Source organism: Kitasatospora sp. NPDC032757 (assembly GCF_055579305.1).
In genome coordinates, this window is sequence record NZ_JBVINN010000010.1 from 59,907 (window position 1) to 84,466 (window position 24,560).

At 74.1% G+C, this 24,560-nt stretch carries 21 protein-coding genes; 6 read left to right on the forward strand and 15 right to left on the reverse strand.

Annotation, left to right across the window (positions count from 1 at the left end):
* Nucleotides 1-18: 18 nt before the first annotated feature.
* The 6 genes from ACZ5WK_RS14785 to bldG form a co-directional block, all read right to left on the reverse strand.
* Nucleotides 19-483 (reverse strand): hypothetical protein, encoded by a 465-nt coding sequence (locus tag ACZ5WK_RS14785; RefSeq protein WP_465547718.1) that lies wholly within the window; start codon nucleotides 481-483, stop codon nucleotides 19-21.
* 224 nt (nucleotides 484-707) lie between these two features.
* On the reverse strand, nucleotides 708-2,240 hold the full coding sequence (locus ACZ5WK_RS14790) for a DUF7059 domain-containing protein (RefSeq protein WP_465547719.1): 1,533 nt from the start codon (nucleotides 2,238-2,240) through the stop codon (nucleotides 708-710).
* 273 nt (nucleotides 2,241-2,513) lie between these two features.
* Entirely contained in the window at nucleotides 2,514-3,257 is a 744-nt protein-coding gene (locus ACZ5WK_RS14795; protein ID WP_465547720.1) for a small secreted protein, read from the reverse strand.
* A 270-nt stretch (nucleotides 3,258-3,527) separates the two neighbouring features.
* On the reverse strand, nucleotides 3,528-3,896 hold the full coding sequence (locus ACZ5WK_RS14800; protein ID WP_465547721.1) for a cyclophilin-like fold protein: 369 nt from the start codon (nucleotides 3,894-3,896) through the stop codon (nucleotides 3,528-3,530).
* Nucleotides 3,897-4,090: 194 nt separating this feature from the next.
* Entirely contained in the window at nucleotides 4,091-4,510 is a 420-nt protein-coding gene (locus tag ACZ5WK_RS14805) for an ATP-binding protein (protein ID WP_396322055.1), read from the reverse strand.
* 157 nt (nucleotides 4,511-4,667) lie between these two features.
* Complete coding sequence (bldG, locus tag ACZ5WK_RS14810) at nucleotides 4,668-5,009, reverse strand: anti-sigma factor antagonist BldG (protein WP_148644090.1); 342 nt, start codon at nucleotides 5,007-5,009, stop codon at nucleotides 4,668-4,670.
* Nucleotides 5,010-5,231: 222 nt separating this feature from the next.
* Between bldG and ACZ5WK_RS14815 the strand changes: the two genes are divergently transcribed.
* Nucleotides 5,232-7,688, forward strand: a complete 2,457-nt coding sequence (locus ACZ5WK_RS14815) for a DEAD/DEAH box helicase (RefSeq protein ID WP_465547722.1) — start codon at nucleotides 5,232-5,234, stop codon at nucleotides 7,686-7,688.
* Here the strand turns inward: ACZ5WK_RS14815 and ACZ5WK_RS14820 are convergent.
* The 7 genes from ACZ5WK_RS14820 to ssd all read right to left on the reverse strand — a co-directional run bounded on the left by ACZ5WK_RS14820 (nucleotide 7,683) and on the right by ssd (nucleotide 13,638).
* A complete protein-coding gene (locus ACZ5WK_RS14820; protein WP_465547723.1) occupies nucleotides 7,683-8,225 on the reverse strand; it encodes an Rv3654c family TadE-like protein in 543 nt (180 codons plus the stop codon). The genes ACZ5WK_RS14815 and ACZ5WK_RS14820 overlap by 6 nt on opposite strands.
* A complete protein-coding gene (locus tag ACZ5WK_RS14825) occupies nucleotides 8,213-8,665 on the reverse strand; it encodes a TadE family type IV pilus minor pilin (protein ID WP_465547810.1) in 453 nt (150 codons plus the stop codon). The genes ACZ5WK_RS14820 and ACZ5WK_RS14825 overlap by 13 nt, the downstream gene beginning before the upstream one ends.
* A 28-nt stretch (nucleotides 8,666-8,693) precedes the next feature.
* Complete coding sequence (locus ACZ5WK_RS14830) at nucleotides 8,694-8,966, reverse strand: DUF4244 domain-containing protein (protein ID WP_465547724.1); 273 nt, start codon at nucleotides 8,964-8,966, stop codon at nucleotides 8,694-8,696.
* A gap of 159 nt (nucleotides 8,967-9,125) precedes the next feature.
* On the reverse strand, nucleotides 9,126-9,791 hold the full coding sequence (locus ACZ5WK_RS14835) for a type II secretion system F family protein (protein WP_465547725.1): 666 nt from the start codon (nucleotides 9,789-9,791) through the stop codon (nucleotides 9,126-9,128).
* Nucleotides 9,792-9,958: 167 nt separating this feature from the next.
* The gene (locus ACZ5WK_RS14840; protein WP_465547726.1) at nucleotides 9,959-11,035 is read right to left on the reverse strand and encodes a type II secretion system F family protein; all 1,077 of its coding nucleotides are present in this window, start codon (nucleotides 11,033-11,035) and stop codon (nucleotides 9,959-9,961) included.
* A 117-nt stretch (nucleotides 11,036-11,152) separates the two neighbouring features.
* Nucleotides 11,153-12,514 carry a TadA family conjugal transfer-associated ATPase gene (locus ACZ5WK_RS14845; RefSeq protein WP_465547727.1) on the reverse strand — a complete coding sequence of 454 codons (1,362 nt, stop codon included), beginning with the start codon at nucleotides 12,512-12,514 and terminating at the stop codon, nucleotides 11,153-11,155.
* Entirely contained in the window at nucleotides 12,514-13,638 is a 1,125-nt protein-coding gene (gene ssd / locus ACZ5WK_RS14850; RefSeq protein WP_465547728.1) for a septum site-determining protein Ssd, read from the reverse strand. Before ssd ends, ACZ5WK_RS14845 begins: the two co-directional genes overlap by 1 nt.
* A 746-nt stretch (nucleotides 13,639-14,384) precedes the next feature.
* On the opposite strand from ssd, the gene ACZ5WK_RS14855 reads away from it, so the two are divergent.
* Nucleotides 14,385-15,305 (forward strand): HAD family hydrolase, encoded by a 921-nt coding sequence (locus ACZ5WK_RS14855; protein WP_465547729.1) that lies wholly within the window; start codon nucleotides 14,385-14,387, stop codon nucleotides 15,303-15,305.
* 534 nt (nucleotides 15,306-15,839) lie between these two features.
* Here ACZ5WK_RS14855 and ACZ5WK_RS14860 read toward each other — a convergent pair.
* Nucleotides 15,840-16,733, reverse strand: coding sequence for a Fic family protein (locus tag ACZ5WK_RS14860; protein WP_465547730.1), 894 nt, complete (start codon nucleotides 16,731-16,733; stop codon nucleotides 15,840-15,842).
* Between the two features lie 267 nt (nucleotides 16,734-17,000).
* On the opposite strand from ACZ5WK_RS14860, the gene ACZ5WK_RS14865 reads away from it, so the two are divergent.
* From ACZ5WK_RS14865 to acs, 3 genes are all read left to right on the forward strand, one after another.
* Nucleotides 17,001-17,990 (forward strand): ATP-binding protein, encoded by a 990-nt coding sequence (locus ACZ5WK_RS14865; protein WP_465547731.1) that lies wholly within the window; start codon nucleotides 17,001-17,003, stop codon nucleotides 17,988-17,990.
* Nucleotides 17,991-18,498: 508 nt separating this feature from the next.
* Nucleotides 18,499-20,907 carry a SulP family inorganic anion transporter gene (locus ACZ5WK_RS14870; RefSeq protein WP_465547732.1) on the forward strand — a complete coding sequence of 803 codons (2,409 nt, stop codon included), beginning with the start codon at nucleotides 18,499-18,501 and terminating at the stop codon, nucleotides 20,905-20,907.
* Between the two features lie 222 nt (nucleotides 20,908-21,129).
* Nucleotides 21,130-23,085 (forward strand): acetate--CoA ligase, encoded by a 1,956-nt coding sequence (acs, locus tag ACZ5WK_RS14875; RefSeq protein WP_465547733.1) that lies wholly within the window; start codon nucleotides 21,130-21,132, stop codon nucleotides 23,083-23,085.
* 69 nt (nucleotides 23,086-23,154) lie between these two features.
* Here the strand turns inward: acs and ACZ5WK_RS14880 are convergent, their stop codons facing one another.
* Entirely contained in the window at nucleotides 23,155-24,300 is a 1,146-nt protein-coding gene (locus tag ACZ5WK_RS14880; protein WP_465547811.1) for a serine hydrolase domain-containing protein, read from the reverse strand.
* On the opposite strand from ACZ5WK_RS14880, the gene ACZ5WK_RS14885 reads away from it, so the two are divergent.
* Nucleotides 24,262-24,411, forward strand: coding sequence for a hypothetical protein (locus ACZ5WK_RS14885; RefSeq protein ID WP_465547815.1), 150 nt, complete (start codon nucleotides 24,262-24,264; stop codon nucleotides 24,409-24,411). The two genes, ACZ5WK_RS14880 and ACZ5WK_RS14885, sit on opposite strands and share 39 nt — an antisense overlap.
* Nucleotides 24,412-24,560 lie beyond the last annotated feature (149 nt).

Consider the following 24,560-nt stretch of genomic DNA (forward strand, 5'->3'; position numbering starts at 1 on the left):
GACCGGTCCGCAGCTCCGTCAGTGGGCTGCGGCGGCCGCGGTCAGCAGGGCGGTGCCGGCGGCCAGACAGCCTGCGCCCAGCGCCGTCCACAGCAGATCCGAGACCGCGACCCCGCCGGTCTCCGCCGCCGCCAGCACCACCCGGGCCGGCCGGCGCGCGTCGTAGGAAATACGGACGGAGGTGCCGGGCGAGAAGCGCGGCGGGCGGCGCAACGGGGTGTGGCCGCGCGGCCGGGTGAGCACCACCTCGGCCCTGCGTGCCGCGCCGGGGCCGTCGATCGCGGCCGGCGCGGAGAAGGTGAGCAACGGCGCGCTGTCGAGTTCGCCGTGGATGTCCGTCTCGGCAACCACGGTGGCCACCGCCGGTACGCCCCGGCGGCGCACGACGTGGCGAAGGCGTACTTCGGCGGCGCACCAGAGCAGCAGCGCGCCGCCGAACAGCGCGAGCACCGCGCCGCCCACCGTCGCCGTCGTCGTCTCCACCCCTCGGCCCCCAGCTCTGTCCACAGCCTGTGGACAGAGCTTCACAGCCGGGGGCCAACGGGGGAGAGCTGTTCGCCGACCGGCAGGCGAACCAGGGGGTACGGAGGGATGAACCGGGCCGCCGGCAGCACTCGGGCCGGCCCGGCCGACGGGGCCACCGGGCCTGACTGTCGGGGGTCGCCAGGCCCTGGCTGCCGGGGTCCGGGCCCTGGCTGCCGGGGTGCTCAGCCGGCCGGCTGGATGAACCCCTGCTCGGTGAGCAGCCGCAGCGACTCCGGCACCCGGTCCCGCAGCACCACCCGGTCCTCGCCGAGCAGTTGCGCGATGGCGTCCACGATCTCGCCCGCCGAGAGCGTCCCGTCGCAGACCCCGGCGAACCCGGCACCCACCGTGTCCACCTTGGTGGCCCGGCGCATGCCCCGGTTGTGCCGGAGGATCACGTGCTCGGGGTCCTCCGCCCCGGGCGCGCCGACCTGCTCCTGCACCACCTCGTCGGCCAGCACGTACCGGGCCGCGAGCAGCCCGGCGTCGTCGTGCGTCCGCAGGAAGTCCTGCCGGGCGAACCACTCCTCGATGTGCGGGCCGAGCGGCTGCTCGACCGGGTGCGGCCACTCCTCCACCCGGACGGTCGGCCGCTCGGCGCCACCCGCCCGCAGCGTGATCCAGCCGAAGCCGATTCCCTCGACCCGGCCCGCCTCGAACGCGTCCAGCCACTCCCCGTACCGGGCCTGGTAGTCGCCGCCGGGGCCTCGGTGGTCCCCGCCGTCGCGCAGCCACAACTCGGCGTACTGGGCGACGTCCTGGACCTCCCGCTGGACGATCCAGGCGTCCAGGCCGGTGCCGGCCACCCAGCCGGCCAGCCGCTCGTGCCAGTCCTCGCCCTTGACGTGCTGCCAGTTGGCGAGCAACTGGCAGTAGCCGCCGGGCTCCAGGTGAGAGGCGGCGGAGCGGACCAGGCTGCGGCAGAGGTCGTCACCGGCCATCCCACCGTCGCGGTAGGTGAACCGGCCCGAGGGCGAGATCACGAACGGCGGGTTGGAGACGATCAGGTCGAACCTGCGCTCAGCGACCGGCTCGAAGAGGCTGCCGGCCGCGGTGTCGGTGTTCTCGAAACCGGAGAGCGCGAGGGTCAGTTCGGTGAACCGGAGTGCGCGCGCGTTGAGGTCGGTGGCGGTGACGCGCTGGGCGTGGCGGGCGGCGTGCAGCGCCTGCACACCGGAGCCCGAACCGAGGTCCAGGGCGGCGCGGACGGGCCTGCGCACGGTGATGTTGGCCAGCGTGGTGGACGCGCCGCCCACCCCGAGCACCAGGTCCTTGCGGGCCACGCCGTGGGCGGTCTCGCCGGAGCCGATCCCGCCCGCACCGCCGACCGCGCAGCCCAGGTCGGAGACCACCCAGGCGTCCGAACTCGGCAGCCCGGATACCTCGTTGGCATACGGGCGGATGTCCACGGTGGCCCGCACCAGATCGCCGTCCGGGCGCAGCCAGCCGTCGGCCAGGCAGTCCTCGACCGGCAGTGCGGCGGCGGCCGCCCGGTACGGCACGGGCTGCTGGAGCAGGAACAGCCGTACCAGCGTCTCCAGCGGGCTGCCCCCGCGGGTCGCGCGCAGTGCCGGCACCGCCTCGCTGCGGGCCAGCGCCGCGTACCCGGTGGGCCCGAGCAGGTCGAGGCAGCCGTCGGCGGTGAACGAGGCGGCGAGCAGCGCCTCGCGCAGCTTGGCGAGGCGGGTCGGGTCGAGAACGGGGCTACTGATCACCCCGCCATTGTCCCCCGGGCCGCGGGGCACGCCCGCCCGCTCGGGCGCCCGACGCGGGCCCGGTCCGCCGTGAGCACCGGTCCCCTGGGGTCCCCGGGTCCGCGAGTCCGCCGCAGGCACCGGCCCCCTGGGGTCCCCGGGTCCGCGAGTCCGCCGCAGGCACCGGTCCGCTGCGGGCACCGCTCCCGGCATGGCGCCGACAGCGGAAGCGCCCCCGCCGGCCGAGGGCCGACAGGGGCGTGGTGCTCCGGAGCTTGGCGCGCAGCGCCCGCGTCAGCTCACCGAGGGCGCCGGGCTGGACGGGGTGGCTGAGGCGGACGGGGCCGGCGTGCCACCGGCGTCCGTGGGCGTTGCACCGGCGGCCGGGCTCGCCGGATCCGTCGAGCCCGGCGCGGGCGTACCGGTCGCGTCGCCGGCCGCCGGGGTGCCGCCCGCGCCTGACGAGCCGCTCGCCCCCGCGGTCGGCGCCGCGGCGGCCGCGCCCGGCTTGCAGCCCTGTTGCTTGGCCATCGCGGCACCGAGCTCGCCGCGCTGGAGCTTGGCCTGTGCCTGGGTGGAGAGCGAGGCCAGCTGCTGCACCTGGTCGGCGACGCTGCGCAGCCCGTCCGCGAACTTCGCCTGGTCGGTGTTGGACAGCCCGTCCAGCTTCTTCTGGACGTCCAGGTAGCCGTCGGCCGCCTTGTTCAGCTCGGTGACGGTGTCCTTCTGCAGGGTCGCGCCGTCATCCACCTTGGGTGCCCCGGCCGAGTCGATGGCCGCGGCGATGTCCTGGTTGGTCTTGGCCAGCCGCCCGATGTCCGCGGAGAGGCGCTTCTGCAGGTCGGCCGGAGCCTCGCCGGTCTTCACCTGCCCGGTGTCCGAGAGCGCGGCCTGCGCCTGGGCGATCGGGTCCTTGGCCGCGCCGCAGACGCTGGTCGCCCAGGACTCCAGCTGCTTGCTGTTGTCGTCGCCGCAGCCGACGGCGCCGAACGCAAGCAGCGCGCCGAGCGCGGGTACGGCCAGCAGTCGCTTGTTCACCGGGAGAAGCCTTTCGGTTTCGGTCGTCTTCGGTCGTCGAACTGCGAACCTACACGGCCGCCGACCCGCCCCCGGTTCCCCCGTCCCGCCCCCGCACCGGCCCCGGCCCGGTACGGCCCCGGGAGGGGCCCGGGCGCCACCCCGGTGCAGAGCCGGTGCGGAACCGGTGCAGAGCCGGTGCGGAGCGGGCTCAAGGAACCCGTGCGGGCCCGGTTCGAGCACGCTTCAGGCCCGGCTGACGGGCGCATCAGGCCCGGGTTCAAGCGCGCGTCAGGCCCGCTCGACCCGGATCGGATCGCCCGGCCGGACGGTACGCAACACCTGGGCGTCGCCGTCCAGCTCGCCGAGGATGTTGCACGGGCTGGCCAGCCGGCACTCCCCGTCCCGCGAGATCGGCGTCGGACCGTACGGGAGCGCGAGGCTGTCGCCGTCCGTCCAGAACGCCACCGTGCCGGGCTCGACGACCTGCCGTGCGTCGTGCTCCCGCAGCACGCTGACCGGGGTGTCGAAATAGACCTCCTCGCCCCAGGTGTTCGCCGACGAACTGATCGGCAGTGTGGCCCAGAGCAGCTCGGAGGTGGGCGTGGCCGCCAGCGTGGCGGTCGCCTGACCGGCCGGCCACAGAATGCGTATCCGCATGGATTCCCTCTTCTACGACAGGTCCGATCACCGATCGGACCCGGTCGTGCCGAGAGCAGCGAACCGCCAGGATCAACAATTTGTCAAAGCACGCCCGGGAATTGGACCATCCGGGACCTCGGGAGCAGGAAAACGAGCGGCCTCAGGGACCGGGGAGACGAGCGACCTCGGACTCGGAAAATCCGAGGCCCGGGTCAGACCGCCACGGCGTCGACCGAGACCGGCCAGCTCATCCGGATCAGGCCACCGCCGGAGCCGCTGGTGACCTCCAGGTCCTCGACCAGTCCGGTGATGACCGCGAGGCCCAGGGTGTCCTCGTCCGGATCGGCCCCTGCGGCCGCGCCCGGAGCCGGGACGCTGGCGGGGCCCGCCTCGTCCTCGACCTCGATGAGGAAACGCTTCTCCTGGTCCGTGAGCGCCACCCGGACCGCACCGGTAACGCCACCGCGCTGGTGCAGACCGACGGCACGGGAGCACGCCTCACCCACGGCGAGCCGCACCTCGTCGAGCACCGACTCGTCGACCCCCGCTCGTCTCGCGACTGCCGCGGCGACCAGCCGGGCCGTACGCACATGCTCGGGAAGCGCACTGAATCGAAGTTCGACGGTTGCCATCTTCTCCCCCTCGGGGTGTCCGACCGGGGCCGGGCATGCGGCCCCGCGGGCCGGTCTCACCGGCCCTGAGGCGGCCGGGGCGGCCGGGGCCACGAGGGCCCCGGCGCACCCGGACGCATGGATCGGGCGGACCGGCACAGAGGCCGGCCCGGCCGCGTCAGTCGGTCGAGTTGACCGCGTCGTCCACCGAGGTGTGGATCGGGAAGACCTTGGTCAGGCCGGTGATACGGAAGATCTTCAGGATGCGCTCCTGGTTGCACACCAGGCGCAGCGAGCCCTCGTGGGCCCGCACTCGCTTCAGACCGCCCACCAGCACGCCCAGACCGGTCGAGTCGAGGAAGTCCACGCCCTCCATGTCGACGACGAGGTGGTAGTTGCCGTCGTTGACGAGCTCGACCAACTGCTCACGCAGCTTCGGGGCGGTGTACACATCGATCTCGCCGCCAACCTCGACGACCGTGCGATCGCCGACTGTACGGGTCGACAGGGACAGGTCCACGGAACCTCCAGCACCTTGCCTTGCTACGTCATTGCGATCTTCGGCCGGACGGCCGCCACCGCATGGTCGCGAGCCCCGGGCACGCCCAGCCAACGCGTGGCAAGCCTCAGCGCTGCGACCCCCGGCCGTACGGCCGTCACGGCCACATTCAACCACCTGCGACCATGCCCGCACGATGGCTTACAACGATTCTCCGTCACGCCGGTGACACACTGGGTCCTCATGCCGCCCCGTCACAGCCTGCCCGAGGCACTGCTCACGACCCTGTCCACCACCCGGGGGCGGTCGGACCGGCTCACCCATACGGAGCACCTTCCCGCCCGAGCCGCCCGTTATTCGCCATGGCCCGACTCGATCCGGCCCGAGATCGTGACCGCCGCCCGGGAGCTTGGCGCGGAACAGCCCTGGGCCCATCAGGCAGAAGCGATGAATCTGGCCAAAAGCGGCCATTCTGTGGTGATCGCCACAGGCACCGCCTCGGGCAAGTCGCTCGGCTATCTGGCCCCGGTGCTCAGCGACCTGCTGGACGGCACCGAGGCCCGCAACGGCCGCGGCGCCACCGCGCTGTACCTGGCCCCGACCAAGGCGCTCGCCGCCGACCAGCGCCGCCGGGCCGCCGAACTCGCCCCGCCCCGGGTCCGGGCCGCCCTCTACGACGGCGACACCCCGCCCGAGGAGCGCGAGTGGGTCCGCCAGTACGCCTCGTACGTGCTCACCAACCCGGACATGCTGCACCGCGGCATCCTGCCCGCCCATGCCCGCTGGTCCTCCTTCCTCAAAACGCTGCGCTACGTGGTGGTGGACGAGTGCCACAGCTACCGGGGCGTCTTCGGCTCGCACGTTGCCCAGGTACTGCGGCGGCTGCGCCGGATCTGCGCCCGGTACGGCTCCTCGCCCACCTTCCTGCTCGCCTCGGCCACCACCGCCGACCCGGCCGCCACCGCCCACCGGCTCACCGGGGTACCCGCCGAGGCGGTCACCGAGGACGCCTCGCCGCGCGGCCCGATGCTCTTCGGCCTCTGGGAGCCGCCGCTCACGGAGAACGTCGGCGAGCACGGCGCACCCGTCCGCCGGACGGCCACCGCCGAGGCCGCCCACCTGCTGACCGACCTGGTCGAGCGGCAGACCCGCACCGTCGTCTTCGTCCGCTCCCGCCGCGCCGCCGAACTCGTCGCGCTGCAGGCCCAGGACCAGCTCGGCCGACCGCTCGCCGACCGGGTGGCCGCCTACCGCGGCGGCTACCTCGCCGACGAACGCCGGGCCCTCGAACGCGACCTGCACACCGGCCGGCTCCTCGGCCTCGCCTCCACCTCCGCTCTCGAACTCGGCGTCGACATCTCCGGCCTCGATGCCGTCCTGATGGCCGGCTACCCCGGCACCCGGGCCTCGCTCTGGCAGCAGGCCGGCCGGGCCGGGCGCGAGGCCCAGGGCGCGCTCGCCATCCTGATCGCCCGCGACGACCCGCTGGACACCTACCTGGTACACCACCCCGAGGCGCTCTTCGCCACACCCGTCGAAGCCACCGTGCTCGACCCCGACAACCCGCACGTGCTCGCCCCGCACCTGTGCGCGGCCGCCGCCGAACTGCCGCTCACCGATGCCGACCTGGAGCTGTTCGGCCCCTCCGCCGGCCCGCTGCTGCCCGTCCTGGAACGCCGCGGACTGCTCCGCCGCCGTGGCGAGGCCTGGTACTGGACCCGCCGCGAACGGGCCGCTGACGCAGTCGACCTGCGCGGCAGCGGCGGCAGCCCGGTGCAGATCGTCGAGGCCCCGACCGGGCGGCTGCTCGGCACGGTGGACGCCTCCGCCGCCCACACCACCGTCCACACCGGAGCCGTCCACCTCCACCAGGGGCGCAGCTACCTCGTCCGCGAACTCGACCTGGAGACCTCCGTCGCGCTGGTCGAGCCGGCCGACCCGCCGTACACGACGGCCGCCCGGGACATCACCTCCATCTCCGTACTCTCCACCGACACCTCCGTCGACTGGGGCGAAGGCCGGCTCAGCTTCGGCTCGGTGGAGGTGGTCAACCAGGTGGTCGGCTACCTCCGCAAGCGGATCTCCACCGGGGAGATCATGGGCGAGACCAAGCTCGACCTGCCGCCCCGCACCCTGCGCACCCGGGCGGTCTGGTGGTCCGTCACCGAGGACCAGCTCCTCGACGCGGACATCCCGCCCGACCAGCTGCCCGGAGCCGCCCACGCCGCCGAGCACGCCTCCATCGGGCTGCTGCCGCTGTTCGCCACCTGTGACCGCTGGGACATCGGGGGCGTCTCGGTGCCTCTGCACCCCGACACCGAGCTGCCCACCGTGTTCGTCTACGACGGCCACCCCGGCGGGGCCGGGTTCGCCGAACGCGGTTTTCAGCGGGCCGTCCAGTGGCTGACGGCCACCCGGGAGGCGATCGCCGCCTGCGAGTGCGAGCGCGGGTGCCCCTCGTGCGTGCAGTCGCCCAAATGCGGCAACGGCAACGACCCGTTGGACAAGGCGGCCGCCGTCCGACTCCTGGACATCCTGCTCGCCGGTGCCCCGACGGCGCCGAGCGAAGCCGGGGCCGCGACCCGGCCGGCCCGGGAATCGGCCCAGGAGGCGGCGGAGGAGGCTCAGGAGGCGGCCCGGGAGGTGGCAGAGGAGGCGGCGGAAGCCGACGCCTCCGCCGAGACCGGGGAGGACTCATGAGCCACCCGCCGTCGCACTGAGGCCGGCATCCGCCACGGCACCCACCGTGGCGGCTGCCGTGGCGGACGTCGCGGCATCCGCCACGGCAGCCGTCGCGCGGACCGGGCCGGCGCGGGACCGTGCACGGGCCGGTCCGACCGGCAGCCGCACGGGCAGCCCACCGACCGGCACTTCGGCCACCACCTCGACGGCGTCCGCCTCCCGGTCCACCGTGCAGGAGACCACGGTGGCCGCCTGCGCGGCGGCGATCCCGGCCGCCCGCCCGCAACCGCCGTCCACGTCCAGCAGCAGCCGGTCCGCGGCCGCGAGGGCCGCCAGGTCGGCGGCGGACTCCGCCCGGTGCCGGGCGCCGGCCACCGCACCCACCGCGAGCGTGGCCGTGAACGCTGCGCACCCGAGCACCGCGAACGCGACCAGCCACACCGTCGCGGACCCAGCGTCGGCCCCGCGCCCCGCAGGCGCCCGGGCGGTGCGGACCCGCGCCACCCTCCGCACCGCTGCGGCAAGCCCGGCCGCAGCCCGCCTCAGGGCGGCCACGGGCCACCACCGCCTCCGCCACCCGCCAGGGTGTCCTCCCGTGCCGCCACGGCCGCCGCGCCCAGCCGCACCGAGAGCAGCGAGCCGAGCCGGCCGGGCGGCGACGACGGTGCGTCCACCGTGACCCTGACGGTGTCGGCCGCCACCACGATCTGCACGTCCGCCCCGGACGGGGCCGCCGAACGGGCGATAGCGGCGGCGTCCGCCTCCCCGCGCGCGGCCGCCCTGGCACCCACGCTCGCCGCGTCCACGCAGCGGATCTGTGCGCCCGCCGCGAGCACGCCCCAGATCAGCATCACGGCGAGCAGCACCAACGCCGGCAGGGCGACCGCCGTCTCGGCCGTGACGAAGCCCGCATCGCCCCGACGCAGGCCCCTGCGCCGCTGGCCCCGACCCTGATTGGGGACCCGAATGCGGCGGCTCCCGGTGTGCCGACGGATCGACCGAGGCCGCTCCGCCGACGGATCATCACGTCGCATGGAGCGCCCGGTCCAGGAGCTCGGTCAACCCGCCGATCATGGTCGGACTGGTCACCACCTTGTACAGCCCGGCCGCCAGGGCGCACGCCCCGAGCGTGCCGACCGCATACTCAGCCGTGGTCATCCCGGCGTCCGACCTGCCCCTGACCCGGACCGACCGCCGGGCCCGCCCGGCCACCCACAGGCCCCGGCGCCGGCACAGCTCGTACAGGCGACGGCCGGGACGCCCGTCGCCGATCTCCGGTGTGATCACTACGGTCATGGAACTCTCCTCCGATGATTGATGGTTGACATCGATTTCCCAAGCGGACATTGCCCCGCACCAGGCGGGCACCGCCCCGCACAGGACCTCCCGCACAGGACCTCCCGCACAGGGCCTCCCGCGCGGACACCACCCCGCCCGTACCCTCCCGACACCGGCTCACATCGCCTGGGCGAAGCGAGTGGTGAGCCCGATGACCACCGGGACGACGCTGATCAGCACGAACGCCGGGAGGAAGCAGAGCCCCAACGGCGCCGTCGCGAGGACCCCGGCGCGGCGGACGCGGGCGTGCGCCGTACGGGCGGCCGCCGTCCGCCGGCCGTGTGCCAGACCGATCAGCGGCCCGGCCGCCGGAGCCCCGCTGAGGCTCGTCCGGACCAGACAGCGGGCCAGCGGCGCCAACGCCGGGCGCTCCTCGCCCAACCTGGTCCAGCAGACCTCCGGCGGTGCTCCCAGAGCCAGTTCCGCCGCGATCGACACCAGCCGGGGCCCCATGGGGGCGCCGACGCTCCGGCCGACCGCCGCCACCGCCACGGCCGGCGAGGCCGCCGAACCGAGGCAGGCCGCCAGCAGCTCCGCCGTGAGCGGAAGCTGCCGGGTGAGCTGCTCCTCCTCCAGGGCAGCCCGCCGTTCGTCCGGGGACCTCGCCTTCGGCAGCCACCGGCACAGCGCGGCGGTCAGCAGGACGCCCACCGCCAGTCCGGCGCCGCCGCCCAGCGCCACGGCCGCACCGAGCCCGGCAGCGACCGCCAAGGCCGCCCGCCGGGCGCGCCCCGCGCCGTCGGCCCCCGGCGCCGGGATCCGCGCGCCCCGCTTGCCCCGCACCGGCCCTCCCCACCGCCGGGCGGCCCGCCCGAGGGGCCGGCCCCGGGCCCGGATCCAGGCCGACCTCCGACGCCCCGCCCACCGCATCGCTCCTCGCCGCAGGAGCAATGCTCCCGCTGCCACCATCGGCACCGCCGGCACCAGGACGCTCCAACCGGCCCCCGGCTTCATGTCGACATCACCTCGGCCCGGAACGACCCGCTCGGCCGCCCCGGCCGCGCCTTCGTGCGCGAGATGCCGCACCGCCACCGGCCATCGCCGACCCAGGCCGCACCCCCGGCCCGGAGCTCCTCCCGTTCAGCACTCCTGGGCGCTTCCACGGCCCCTCGCGCCGCCGCCCGGACGATCCGCGCCGTCCACGCCAGGCCCAGCCCCTCCAGGGCCGCCCCGCCCGCCAGACAGGCCAGCCCGGCGGGAGTGTGGAGCAGGACGGCCACCGGCCGGGCCCCGAGCGCCACCCCGAGCAGCAGCCCGGCTACGGGGAGCGCCGCCAGGACGGCGATCGTGGTCCGCGGCGCCGCCAGCTCCGCGGCGATCTCCTCGGCCAGCACCTGCTCCGCGCGCAGCGCCTCGGCGACCCCGTCCAGCCCGGCCGCCAGGCCCGAACCCCCGTCGGCAGTGACCCGCCAGCAGGCGGCGATCGCCGTCGCCCCGCTGCCGCCCGGCAGCTCGGCGAGCAGTTGGAACGCCAGCGGGACGTCCCCGCCGTAGCGGCCGGCCGCCAGTCGGGCCACCGGCTCCTCGCCGATCCGGCGCAGCGCCTCGCGGTCCGCGGCAATACGCGTCGTCACCACGTGCAGCGCCTGTTCGGGTGTCGCCCCGCTCCGCAACTCCCCTGCCAGCCCGGCACAGAGCTCGACGATCGCCGCCGACCGGCGCCGGGCCGCCGCCGTCACGCTGCGCCGCTGCCGCCAGCGGCGCAGCGGAAGGTAGGCCAGTGCGGCCGCCAGCAGCGGGACGGGCGAGCCCACCCCCGGCCATGACGCCAACCCTGCCGGGAACAGCAGCAGTTCGGGCATCAGCCAATCTGGTCTGCGGAGCGGCCACCACCTGGCATCCACCACCGCCGGGCCCCGGCGCGCGGCCCTCCTCCTGCTGCCGTCGCCTCCCCCACCGCCGTCACCGGCCGGCAGGAGCACATGCCGGCGAGCGCCCGCCGCCGCCCGCTGCAGCGCGTACCACCCGGCCGACGCCGCGACGCAGAGCACCGTCACCCAGCACAGCAACAGCTGATCTTTCGCCATGTCAGCGACCACCCTTCTCCCCGGCCTTCCCTCGCCATCGCCCGAGCAGTGCCCAGGCGCCCGCCACACACCCGCACAGCAGCAGGACGAACAGCCCTTCCACCGCCCGTACCGCCGTCACGGCAGCCCCCCGGCGAGCGTCACCCCGCGCGCCGCCAGCAGCCGGAGCAGCCGCTCCCAGCCCTCGCCGGGGAGGGCTGTGCCGTCCGCCGCGAAGGTCACCGCCGGTGTGGTGACGGCCAGGCCGTCGCGATCACCGGCCAGTGTGTGGATCTCGGCGACCCGGCGCCGTCCGGAGGCCGGCTCCCGCACCAGGTGCACCACCAGGTCGAGGGCGGCCCGGAGTTGGCTGTGCAGGGCCGGCCGGTCCAGCCCGGCGAGCGACCCGAGCGCCTCCAGCCGGACCGGCACGTCCGCCGCGGTGTTCGCGTGGACGGTGCCGCAGCCACCCTCGTGGCCGGTGTTCAACGCCGCCAGCAAGTCCGACACTTCGGCGCCCCGGACCTCCCCGACGACCAGCCGGTCCGGACGCATCCGCAGGGCCTGCCGGACGAGGTCGCGCAGGGTGAGCTCGCCGAGCCCCTCCTGGTTGGGCGGGCGGCTCTGCAGCCGGACCACGTGCGGGTGGGCCGGCCGCAGCTCGGCCGAGTCCTCCACGACGACGATCCGCTCGTCCGGCCCGACCAGCCCGAGCAACGCCGCCAGGAGGGTTGTCTTCCCCGTCCCCGTCCCGCCACTGATCAGCAGGGACAGCCGCGCCCGCAGGATGCCCGCCAGCAGCTCGGCACCGGCCGCGGGCAGCGCCCCGCCGGCCACCAGCTCGTCGAGTGTGAACGGGCGCGGCCGGCAGACCCGCAGGGAGATGTGGGTGCAGCCGGTGGCGATCGGCGGCAGCACCGCGTGCAGCCGGGTGCCGTCCGGCAGCCGCGCGTCCACCCAGGGCCGGGCATCGTCCAGCCGTCGCCCGGCCGCGGTCGCGAGCCGGTGCGCCAGCCGCCGGACCGCCTCGGCGTCGGTGAAGCGGACCCCGGCGGCCCGCCGGAGCCCGCCGCCCCGGTCGACCCAGACCTCGTCCGGGCCGTTGACCAGGACGTCCGTGACGTCCGGCGCCGCCAGCAGCCGGTCCAGCGGGCCCGCACCCACCAGCTCGGCCCGCAGCGATCGCACGGTGTCGAGGACGTCGTCGCCCCCGAGCGGCGGCCGGGTGGCCCGCAGCACCGCCGCGACGGACCCGGCCGTCGGCGGCGCTCCGGACTCGGCCAGCCTGAGCCTCACGGCGTCGACCAGCGCGGCCGTACGTTCCTCCCGGGCCGTGCGCCCGTACGGGGGCGGCTCGGCCCGGGAACCCGGCTCCGGGGGCCCGCCGGTCGCCGTGACGCTCCTGAGCAGCCGGTGCTCCCGCGCACCGCTGCCCCGGCCACCGGCACCGGCACCGAGGCCGCCCCCGGCCGCATTGCCTGTTCTGCGCAGACGGACCATCAGTAGACACCTCCTCCGACCGCCGGAACCGGCGGCAGCACCTCGTCCAGGAAGGTTTCGCAGAAGCGCGCCAGCGGGCCGTTCTCACGGATCCCGGGCGGCACGCCCTGCTCGACGTCGGCGGCCAGCCCGGGCTCCGCGCCCAGCTCTCCGGCGAGCCGCAGCCGCAGCCCCCGCGCGATCCGGTGGGCCGGGAGCCCGAGCGGCCGCATCGGGCGCACCACCATCCGGACGTCGTCGAGCCGCATCCGCACGGACGCCGCGACCCGGTCGGCGGCGGCCACCGCTCTCAGCTCGGCGGGCACCACCAGCAGCGCCGTGTCGGACTGCTCCAGCGCCTGCCCGGCCGCCGGATCGAGGTGGCGCGGCACGTCGACCACGACCAGGCCACCGCGCCGACGGGCGGCTGCCAGCACGCTGCGCATGGCCTCGGGCGGTACGGCGAGCGTGTCACCGCGGTCCCAGGACAGGCAGGACAGCGTGGTCAGCCGTTTCAGCACCGGCAGCGCCTTGGCCAGCTCGGCGCCGCTGACCCTGCCGCGTGAACCGGCCAGGTCGGGCCAGCGCAGGCCGCCGGCCGTCTCGCCGCCGAGCAGGATGTCGAGCCCGCCGCCCAGCGGGTCGCCGTCGACGAGTATGGTCCGCCGGCCCGTGCGCGCGGCCGTGACCGCGAGCGCGCAGGCCAGGGTGGAGGCACCGGCCCCGCCCCGGCCGCCGAGTACCGCGACGGTGAGCGCCGGCGTGCCGACACCCTCCGCCGCGTCGGCGATCCGGTCGAGCAGCCAGGCCTCGGCGTCCGGCAGGAACAGCACGTGCTCAGCGCCGAGTTGGACGGCTCTGACCCAGACCCCGGGGTCGTCGAGGTCCAGCCCGAGCAGCAGCACCCCGGTACGCCGGGGGAGCCCGGCGCACCGCTCGGCCTGGTCGTCGCCGACCAGCACGAGCGACGAGCCCTCCCAGAGCCCGCGCGGCGGCGAGGCACCCCGGATCAGCCGGGGTTCCGTCCCGGCCGCCGCGCAGAGCCGCAGCAGGTGCTCGGCCAGACTCTCGTCCTCGGTGACCACGAGCGGGCCGGCGGCCTCCGGCCCGTGGGTGGAGGCATGGCCGGTGATCGGCGTCGACATGGCGGTCTCCCCTCTGCGGCGTCCGTCCGCGTAGGGCGGTACGGGCGCACGTCCGGACAGGTCCGGCAGACGGCCGACCGGGGGCGCCCTGCTCGGGGCCCGGCAACCGCTGCCGTCCATCACGGTGGGGGGTGATCCTGATTCCGTCAGCCCGGTTCCGAATGCCTGTGGACAACTCGGGCCTGTGGATAACTACGTTCACCCGGACGGAGGGCTATTAAGCAAAGAATTGACGAAACGGCCTCACCGAGAAGAACCGGCACAGCTCACACGAGGCACGGCCGGCCCTCGGGCAGGGTCCGCAAGGATGCCTCCCGCGCCATCTCCGCCATCTCTCCGGAGTCTCGTGACGGATCTCTTCGGGGATCTCACCGTGGGCGCTTCCGGGCCTCCACGGACCTCGCACGGACCCCGGGCAGCGATGAGCAACCGGCAACACAGAGTGACGAAACCAGACGGGTGGGGCCGCCCCCCGACACCCCCTGCAGAGCCGGTGCGGAATCCTCCGCAGAAGCCGTTCAAGCCCTGAAAATGGCCCCGGACGTGCGACGACCCCCGCCGGGGGGGAGAGCGGGGGTCGTCTATCCACAGCCCGACTCGGGGGGGAGGAGCCGGACCGGGTTAGCACGGTCGCGAACGATCCGTGACTTCCATGGTGTACCCGAGCGGCCAGAAACACAAACCCGCACGCCCACGAGTACGCCGAATGGCGGGCTCTTTTGTGGCGCCCTCTATCCTCGGTTCCCGTGGACACCACCGAGAACGCCGACGAGTACGCCGACAAGTCCCCGGGCTCCACTGCCGAGCCCGCCGCGTCGGCCGAGAGCGCCGCCCCGACGCCCCCGGCCGCCCGCCCGCGCCCGGCCGGCCCCAGGACGGCGGCCTTCTTCGATCTCGACAAGACCATCATCGCCAAGTCGAGCGCCCTCGCCTTCAGCCGGCCGTTCTACCAGGGCGGTCTGATCAACCGTCGGGCCGTACTGCGCAGCGCCTACGCCCAGTTCGTCTTCCTGGTCGGCGGCGCGGACCACGACCAGATGGAGAAGATGCGCGAGTACCTCTCCGCGCTCACCCGGGGCTGGAACGTCCAGCAGGTCCGCGAGATCGTCGCCGAGACCCTGCACAACCTCATCGACCCGATCATCTACGACGAGGCCGCCTCCCTGATCGAGCAGCACCATGCGGCCGGCCGCGACGTGGTGATCGTCAGCAGCTCCGGGTCCGAGGTGGTCGAGCCGATCGGCGCGCTGCTCGGCGCGGACCATGTGATCGCCACCCGGCTGAAGATCGAGGACGGCTGCTACACCGGCGAGATCGACTACTACGCCTACGCCGAGAACAAGGCGGCCGCCATCCGGGAGTTGGCCGAGTCCGAGGGCTACGACCTCTCCGAGTGCTACGCCTACAGCGACTCCTCCACCGACCTGCCGCTGCTGGAGGCGGTGGGTCACCCTTCCGCCGTCAACCCGGACCGCGCCCTGCGCAAGGAGGCGGTGGCGCGCGAGTGGCCGGTGCTGGTCTTCGACCGACCGGTGGAACTGCGGCGGCGGCTCCCGGAGTTCTCCGCACCGAGCCGCTCGGTGCTGACCGCGGTGGCGATCGGCACGGCGGTGCTGACCGCCGGAGTGATCTGGTACGCGGCGCGGCGGCGCCGCCCGGCGGCCTGAGCGACCGACCGTCCCGCCCGTTCGGGGCTCCGCCCCGGCGCCCGAACGGCCTGCCGCCCCAGTTGCAGGCTCCGGGGCACAACAAGCCCAACCAGTATGGTTTGGTACAAAACGGGCAAAAGCCGAAGACTTCTCGTTTCGGGTTCCCCTTTCGCCCGAAACGCGATACAAATGAAGCACGGCCCGCGAGACCCGGTCAGGACCCGAAGAGGTCAAACCGACAACGCAGTTCAGGCCCCACGGACCGCGTACAGATAACCGAGCACCCACATGCAGCCGACCCGCTGTCGGGCCGCCGCACCAGACGAACGGGCAGGATCCCCGTCTGATGGGCACTTCCGGTGCATGCATGGTCACCCGGTACCTGTACCAGCGGCGGCACCCGGCAGGATCAGGTGCCGCCGCATCTCGCTGTTCGAGCCCGGGATCTCGCCGTTCACGGCGGCGCGGCCTCGGGATCTCGGCGTTCGGGCCGGCCGGGCCGAGTCCGGTCCGGCGGCAGGCCCCGGCGGGCAGGCCGGGGCGGGCCTCCGGTCAGACCATGCCGCGCTGCATCGCTTCGCAGACCGCCGTGCTCTCCCGCACGCCGAGCCGCAGCGCCCGGCCGCAGTGCCCGATCCAGGCCGCCAGGCCCTCCTCCGTCCCCGCCAGGTAGCCGGCCAGCGCCCGCCGGTAGGCGTCCGTGCCGAGCTCCGCGAGCCCGACCTCGGCCGGGCAGATCGACTTCGGGTCGAGCCCCTCCGCGAGCAGCACGATCCGCTGCGCGGCCCGCGCGATCACGCCGTTGTGCGAGCCGAACGGCCGCAGCGCGAGCAGCTCCCCGTGCACCACCGAAGCCACCACCAGGGCCGGCGTCCCCACGCCCTGGCCCTCCGCGCGGGCGACCAGCAGCCGGGAGAGCTGGTCGAGCCGGGCGGCGACCTCCTCGGCCCCGGGGGCCGGCGGCAGGGCGGGCACCGGCTCGCCGGCCGCAGGGTCGGCCTCGACGCTCTCCACCGCCTTGAGCTCCAGCGGGAACAGCTCCTCGGCGACCTCGCCGGCCTGCCGCGGCCGCCCGGCGGCGGCGTCGGCGTCGCCGACCGCCAGCAGGTGCAGCCGGGCCAGCACCTGGAGCGGCGAGTGCCGCCAGACGCTCAGCAGCTGGCCGGATTCGGCGGCGATCCGCAGGGCGGCGCCGACCGTACGCGACTCGTGGTCGGCGCTGAAGTCACTGCGGCGCCGGACCTCCTCCAGCGGCCAGTCCGCCCCGGCCAGCGCCGCCGACGCGCGGGCGCCGCGCAGCGCGGATTCGGAGGTGACCTCGGCCGCGCGGCGGCGCATCACCCGGTGCCCGTAGAGGCGGTCGACGGCCTTGCGCACCTCGGCCACCGCGTCGGGCACCCCGGGGAGCTGGGCCAGCGGGGCGAGGGGATCTGTTCCAGTGCTCACCTACCCGAGAGTAATGAAAGAAGGGCCCCTCCCGAAACAGCAACCCCGGATCACCCGTTAGAGGCAATCCTCACTCCCCTCCGCCGGGGAGCCCGAAACCCCGGATAGCATGAGCGCTATCGGAGACGATAACGATTTCCAATTCTGGAGATCGTCGACGTCGGCGCAGGGCGGAAGCGGCACGGAAGGGCGACGCGGAAGCAGCGCGACGAGACATCGATCAAGCGGCCCCGCGCATGGGCCTCAGAGCGAGAGCCGGAGTCCCAGATGAAGATCGCGTTCGTCGGCAAGGGCGGCAGCGGCAAGACCACGCTGTCCGCACTGTTCATCCGCCACCTGGCCGCCGCGGGCCGCCCGGTCATCGCCGTCGACGCCGACATCAACCAGCACCTCGGCCCCGCCCTGGGACTGACGGACGCCCAGGCCGCGGAGCTGCCCTCGCTCGGCGCCCACCTGCCCGAGATCAAGGAGTACCTGCGTGGCAGCAACCCGCTGATCCGGTCCGCCGAGGAGATGATCAAGACCACGCCGCCCGGCCGCGGTTCGCGGCTGCTCCGGATCGTCGAGGAGAACCCGGTGTACGCGGCCTGCGCCCGGCCGATCGCGCTGGACGAAGGGTCGGTCCGCCTGCTGGCCACCGGCGCCTTCACCGAGGAGGACCTCGGCGTCGCCTGCTACCACTCCAAGGTCGGCGCGGTCGAGCTGCTGCTCAACCACCTGGTCGACGGCCCGGACGAGTACGTCGTCACCGACATGACGGCGGGCTCCGACTCCTTCGCCTCCGGACTGTTCACCCGGTTCGACGTGACCTTCCTGGTCGCCGAGCCGACTCGCAAGGGCGTCTCGGTGTACCGCCAGTACAAGGACTACGCGCGCGACTTCGGCGTCGAGCTCCGGGTGATCGGCAACAAGGTGCAGGGCCGCGACGACCTGGAGTTCCTCCACCGTGAGGTCGGCGAGGACCTGCTGACCACCTTCGGCCACTCCGACTGGGTGCGCCGGCTGGAGCAGGGCGCGGAACCGCCGCTGCGGGCGCTGGAGCCGGGCAACCGCGCGGTGCTGGAGCAGCTGCGCAGCGAGGCCGACGCCGCCCACGACCGGCGGGACGCCCCCCGCTACACCGAGCAGGCCGTCCTCTTCCACCTCCGCAATGCCGAGAGCTGGGCCAACTCCAAGGTCGGCATCGACCTCGCCACCCAGGTGGACCACGGGTTCGTGCTCGGCGGCGAGCAGCACGCCACGGCCGGTGCGCACTGACGCCCACAGCACGAACCGCCCGACGACACGCGTGGCCCGACCACACGACCGAAGACGGCGCGCGGGGCACCGAACGGGCTGTGGCCTTCCTCCATTCGGAGGGAGGCCACAGCCCGTTCTCGCACGCCTCGGCCGGACCCCAGCCGGGCCCCGCCCACCCTGTCCGGGCGTCAGCAGATTCCCGTCAGTTCGACTACCACCCAATGGGGTGAATCCAGGGGTTCAGCGCTACCGCCCGGGATGACGCTGTGCAAAGCTTTCATTACCCTCGGTTTACCGAGTCTTGATGGTCCTCCCCGAGGCATGGCCGTCCAATGCCTCTCCCATGCCCCTCCGAGGCCCACTGATGGTCCACGGCCCGGCCGGTGACACCCGCACTCCCCGCCGCGCCCACGCCATCCCGCCACACCGTCGCGACCCACGACAGCCGATCCGGCTCCCCCGAGCCCCAACCGGACTCACCACCGGACCTGACTGCGTTCGTTCCCCCGGAAAAGACGGGAAGACAATGACCCTCGACATCTCCAGCGCACCCATCGCCTCCGACACCAACGACCACGCCCCACCGGGCCCGAACTCCCGCACCCACTGGGTGCAGGACCTCTCCGCCTCCCTGGTGGTCTTCCTGATCGCCGTGCCGTTCTCCCTCGGGATCGCCCTGGCCACCGGCGCCCCGCTCACCGCGGGCCTCGCCGCGGCAGCCGTCGGCGGCATCGTGGTCGGCCTCTTCGGCGGCACCCCCCTCCAGGTGAGCGGCCCCTCCGCCGCGCTGACCGTGATCACCGCCGGGCTGATCACCCAGTACGGCTGGCAGGCCACCTGCGCCATCACGCTCGCCGCCGGACTGCTCCAACTCCTGCTCGGCGTCCGGCAGGTGGCCCGCACCGCGCTCGCCGTCTCGCCCGCCATCGTGCACGGCATGCTGGCCGGAGTCGGCCTGACCATCGCCATCGCGCAGCTGCACGTCGTCCTCGGCGGCTCCCCGCAGAGCTCTGCGCTGGCCAACCTGCTCGCCCTGCCCGGCCAGTTGGCGGGGCCGCACCCGCCCGCGCTGGCCGTCGGCACGGTCACCGCGGTCGTCGTGCTCGGCTGGCCCCGGATCGGCCGACTCCCGGGCAGGGCCGGGGAGTTCGGCCGCCGGCTGGCCAAGGTGCCGGGCCCGCTGGTGGCCGTCGCCGCCGCCACCGCGCTCGCCATGACCCTCGGCCTGCACCTCGCCCGGGTCGAACTGCCCGCCTGGCAGCCGCACGACCTCGTCCCCGACCTGCCCCACGGGCCGCTCGCCGCGGTCCTGGCCGCCGTGCTGACCGTCACCGCCGTGGCAAGCGTCGAGTCGCTGCTCTCCGCCGTCGCGGTCGACCGGATGTCGCACCGCACCGGGGACCTCGACCGCGAGCTGCGCGGCCAGGGCATCGCCAACATGGTCAGCGGCCTGCTCGGCGGGCTGCCGATCGCCGGTGGCGCGGTACGCAGCACGGCCAACGTCCGGGCCGGGGCGCAGAGTCGCTGGGCCTCGATCCTGCACGGCGTCTGGGTGCTCGCCGTGGCCCTGGCGCTCACCGGCGGGCTGCGCAAGATCCCGCTCTCCGCACTCGCCGCCCTGATCCTGGTCGTCGGCCTGCAGATGGTGAGCTTCGCGCACATCCGCAAGGTGCACCAGCACCGCGAGTTCCCGGTCTACCTGGCCACCGTCCTCGGCGTGGTGCTGCTCGGCGTCCTGCTGGGCGTGGCACTGGGCACCGCGACGGCCGTGCTGCTCGCGCTCTACCGCCTGACCCGCGCCCACGTGGACGTCCTGTCCGGCCCGGACGGATCCGTCACGGTACAGACGCACGGCCCGCTCACCTTCACCGCGGTGCCCCGGCTGAGCCGCGCGCTGGCCGGCATCCCCGCCACGGCCGACGTGACGGTCGTCCACGACGGCTCCTTCCTGGACCACGCGGCGTACGAGACGCTGCACAGCTGGCGGACGGGCCACCAGGCGACCGGCGGTCGGGTGTCGATGACGACGCGGCGCCAGGACGAGGAGGTCCTCGACCCGGACGGGACGATCCGGACGGGCAGCTCTCCCGGTCCGCACCGCTGCCGGGCATGGACGCCCTGGGTCGGCCACCACTGCATCGAGCAGCAAGAGGATCCGCACGGCCGGCTGCTGGACGGCCTCCGTGGGTTCCAGCTGCACACCGCCCCGCTGATCCGCCCCGAGCTGGCCCGGCTGGCCCGGGAGGGACAGACGCCCTCCCAGCTCTTCCTGACCTGCGCGGACTCGCGGATGGTCACCAGCATGATCACCAACAGCGGCCCGGGCGACCTCTTCACCGTGCGCAACGTCGGCAATCTGGTGCCCGCACCGTTCGAGCCGGGCGCCGCCGACGACTCGGTGGCCGCCGCGGTGCAGTACGCCGTGGAGGTGCTGGAGGTGCGGTCCATCACGGTCTGCGGGCACTCCGGCTGCGGCGCGATGAAGGCCCTGCTGGACGGCCTGCACGAGCGCCCGGGGCCGCCGACCCCGCTGGCCCGCTGGCTGCGCAACGGCCGCGGCGCGCTCGACCGGCTGCGCCGTGCCCCCGCCGAGTTCACCGCCCGTCCGGTGGTCGACCTGGTCGAACAGCTCTGCATCACCAACGTGGTCCAGCAACTGGACCAGCTGCTGGCGAACCCCGCGGTGGAGCGCCGGGTCGCCGAGGGCACGCTACGGCTGGTCGGCATGTACTTCGACTTCGCCACCGCCCAGGCCTACGTGCTGGACCACGAGCGCGGCCAGTTCAGTCCGGTCGAGGCGCTCGACGCCGGTGCGACCGGGTCGGCGCCCTGCGACACGCCCGAGCGGGTGAACGAAATCGAACAGATCTCCGCGGCGGAGCTGGGGGCCGCCGGTACGGCCACCGGCGGGGGTGATCCCCGACTGGCCGCCTGAGAGCGGGGCCCGTGCCCTACCTGGCGGGCAGGGGTGCGGGCCCACCTCACCGTTCGACCGTTTCTTCGAGCAGACCGTTCGACTCTCAATCAAAGGTCTACACCAATTCCCCGGAGCCTCTTGTCAAGTGACCGCTTCGCCTGGTGAGCTGTGCGCTGGGACACACGGGACAATCCCCACGCACGGGATTGACCCCGATCATGACTCGATGAGGAGTGCGCGTTGAGCAACGAGAGCCTGGCCAACCTGCTCAAGGAGGAGCGGCGATTCGCCCCGCCGGCAGAGCTCGCCGCAGCCGCCAACGTCACCGCGGCCGCGTACGCGCAGGCCTCCGAGGACCGCCTGGGCTTCTGGGCCGAGCAGGCCCGCCGCCTCAGCTGGGCCGTCGAGCCCACCGAGACGCTGGACTGGTCCAACCCGCCGTTCGCCAAGTGGTTCGCCGACGGCAAGCTCAACGTGGCGTACAACTGCGTCGACCGTCACGTCGAGGCGGGCAACGGCGACCGGGTCGCCATCCACTTCGAGGGCGAGCCCGGCGACAGCCGCTCGATCACCTACGCCCAGCTCAAGGACGAGGTCTCGCAGGCCGCCAACGCACTGCTGGAACTCGGTGTCGCCAAGGGCGACCGGGTCGCGATCTACCTGCCGATGATCGCCGAGGCCGTCGTCGCGATCCTCGCCTGCGCCCGGATCGGTGCCACCCACTCCGTGGTCTTCGGCGGTTTCTCCGCCGACGCGGTGGCCTCCCGCATCCAGGACGCCCGGGCCAAGCTGGTCATCACCGCCGACGGCGGATACCGCCGCGGCAAGCCGTCCGCACTCAAGCCCGCCATCGACGAGGCACTGACCAAGGCCGACGGAGTCGAGCACGTCCTGGTCATCCGCCGCACCGGCCAGGACATCTCCTGGACCGAGGGCCGCGACGTCTGGTGGCACGAGATCACCGAGCGTCAGTCCACCGAGCACACCCCCGAGGCGCACGAGGCCGAGCACCCGCTCTTCATCCTCTACACCTCCGGCACCACCGGCAAGCCCAAGGGCATCCTGCACACCACGGGCGGCTACCTCACCCAGGCCAGCTACACCCACCACGCCGTCTTCGACCTCAAGCCGGAGACCGACGTCTACTGGTGCACCGCCGACATCGGCTGGGTCACCGGCCACTCGTACATCGTCTACGGCCCGCTCTCCAACGGCGCCACCCAGGTCATCTACGAGGGCACCCCGGACACCCCCCACCAGGGCCGGTTCTGGGAGGTCGTCCAGAAGTACGGCGTCACGATCCTCTACACCGCACCCACCGCGATCCGCACCTTCATGAAGTGGGGAGACGACATCCCCGCGAAGTTCGACCTCTCCTCGCTGCGGATCCTGGGCAGCGTCGGCGAGCCGATCAACCCCGAGGCCTGGATCTGGTACCGCGACCACATCGGCGCCGGCAAGACCCCCATCGTGGACACCTGGTGGCAGACCGAAACCGGCGCGATCATGATCAGCCCGCTGCCGGGCGTCACCGAGACCAAGCCCGGCTCCGCCCAGCGCGCCCTCCCGGGCATCGCCGCCACCGTCGTCGACGACGAAGCCCGTGAGGTCCCCAACGGCTCCGGCGGTTACCTCGTGCTCACCGAGCCGTGGCCGTCCATGCTGCGCACCATCTGGGGCGACGACCAGCGCTACATCGACACCTACTGGTCGCGCTTCGAGGGCCGCTACTTCGCCGGTGACGGCGCCAAGAAGGACGAGGACGGCGACATCTGGCTGCTCGGCCGGGTCGACGACGTCATGCTGGTCTCCGGCCACAACATCTCGACCACCGAGGTCGAGTCGGCCCTGGTCGGCCACCCGGCCGTCGCCGAGTCCGCCGTGGTCGGCGCCACCGACGCCACCACAGGCCAGGCGATCGTCGCCTTCGTGATCCTGCGCGGCACCGCCACCGACAGCCCCGAGCTGGTCGACGAGCTGCGGGCGCACGTCAGCCGCACGCTCGGCCCGATCGCCAAGCCGAAGCAGATCAAGGTGGTCGGCGAGCTGCCGAAGACCCGCTCCGGCAAGATCATGCGCCGCCTGCTGCGGGACATCGCCGAGGGCCGCGAGGTCGGCGACACCACCACGCTGGCCGACAGCACGGTGATGAACCTGATCCAGTCCCAGCTCCCGCCCGCGGGCAGCCAGGGCTGACGTACGCCGTGAACGGCGGTGCCCGGGCGGTCGGACCGTCCGGGGCACCGCCGTTCGCACCGGCGCCGTTCACACCTGCGCCGTTGGCACCGGCGCCGGACCGGTCGGCCTCGCCGTGTGCGCCAGGGCCGGCCGGACAGGGCCTACGCCTCCGTGGCCTCCCGGTGGTCCGCGACCAGGGTGCGCAGCGTGCCGTACGCACTCTGTACGAAGCCGCGGCTGCGTAGCGGCGGGGGTGCCCGCCATCACGGCCAGCCCCACCTGCGCGCGGGGGCTGAAGCCGACGAAGGTCGTGAACCCCCGGGTGGCACCCACGTGGTAGACGACCTCGTCCGCCTGCTCCTCGGTCGGCTCGGCGGCCTGGGGGCGGGCCCGTCCCGCGACCGCCCCCGCCTTCCCCGGGACTGAGCGGTTGGTTCCAGCCCAGGCAGATCCACGTCCCGCCGCGGCGCCCGCCGGCCCGCGGGCGCCGGACCTCGCCGAGCGCCGTCCGCAGCGCCGCCGCGTCGGCCCGTTCGGGCAGCTGGACGGCGTCCAGCTCCAGGTGCGCCTGCAGGTAGCGGAGCATGTCGTCGGCCGTGGAACGCAGCGCGGCCGCACCGGGCAGGGCGGCCAGGCGGAAGGACGGGACGCGACGACCGCGCCTGTAGCCGGCGGCGTCCTCGCGGCCGGGGCCGCAGGAGGCGTCCACCAGGCCGAGCGGGCCGCAGACCCGGGCCTCCAGCAGGTCGTCGTAACGCCGGCCGGCCGCGTTGGCCAGGAGCAGGCCGAGCAGCCCGCAGCCCGCAGCCCGCAGCCGAGGTTGGAGTAGCGCACCCGCGCGCCCGGAGCCCCGCGGACGGGGGTCCGGGGCAGGGCCCTGAGCAGGTGGGCCGGACCGAAGGTGGCGTACGGGCTGGTGAACCAGCACGGGGCCATCGCGGGCAGCAGGCCGACCGGCAGCCGGGGCAGTCCCGAGGTGTGGGTGGCCAGGTGGAGCAGGGTGATCGGCCGCTCGTGCGGGTAGCCGGGGGCGGCGTCGACCGGCAGGTAACGGTCGATCGGATCGTCGTAGCCGACCTCGCCCCGGGCGGCCATCTCGGCGAGCAGGAGCCCGGTGAAGGTCTTGGTCACGGAGCCGAGCTCGAATCTGGTGTCGGCTCGGACGGGGCGTTCACGGGAGCGGTCGGAGTGGCCGTGACAGGCGACCGTCCGTTCGTCGCCGCGGATCACCACGACGGCGGCGCCTCCGCCCGGGGCGGCGGCGTGGAACAGCGGGCGGAGCAGGTGGTCGAGGTCCGGGCCCGGCTCGGCGGCCGGGGCGTCGGCAACAGGACGAAGGGCTGAACCGTTCATCGGTCCGCACTCCACCGAGGCTCCGCACTCCGCCGAAGCTCCGCGCTCCGGCACGTGCCCGCGCTCCGGCACGTGCCCGTGCTCCGGTGCTTGTCCGTGTTTCGTCGGGTCTCGGCGCTCCGGCGGACCTCGGTGCCGCG

Coding starts and splice junctions, on each gene's coding strand:
- ACZ5WK_RS14800 (WP_465547721.1), bottom strand. CDS start 3,896: ATGCGGATACGCATTCTGTGGCCGGCCGGTCAGGCGACCGCCACGCTG.
- ACZ5WK_RS14805 (WP_396322055.1), bottom strand. CDS start 4,510: ATGGCAACCGTCGAACTTCGATTCAGTGCGCTTCCCGAGCATGTGCGT.
- ACZ5WK_RS14815 (WP_465547722.1), top strand. CDS start 5,232: ATGCCGCCCCGTCACAGCCTGCCCGAGGCACTGCTCACGACCCTGTCC.
- ACZ5WK_RS14830 (WP_465547724.1), bottom strand. CDS start 8,966: ATGACCGTAGTGATCACACCGGAGATCGGCGACGGGCGTCCCGGCCGT.
- ACZ5WK_RS14840 (WP_465547726.1), bottom strand. CDS start 11,035: ATGGCGAAAGATCAGCTGTTGCTGTGCTGGGTGACGGTGCTCTGCGTC.
- ACZ5WK_RS14845 (WP_465547727.1), bottom strand. CDS start 12,514: ATGGTCCGTCTGCGCAGAACAGGCAATGCGGCCGGGGGCGGCCTCGGT.
- ssd (WP_465547728.1), bottom strand. CDS start 13,638: ATGTCGACGCCGATCACCGGCCATGCCTCCACCCACGGGCCGGAGGCC.
- ACZ5WK_RS14865 (WP_465547731.1), top strand. CDS start 17,001: ATGAAGATCGCGTTCGTCGGCAAGGGCGGCAGCGGCAAGACCACGCTG.
- ACZ5WK_RS14870 (WP_465547732.1), top strand. CDS start 18,499: ATGACCCTCGACATCTCCAGCGCACCCATCGCCTCCGACACCAACGAC.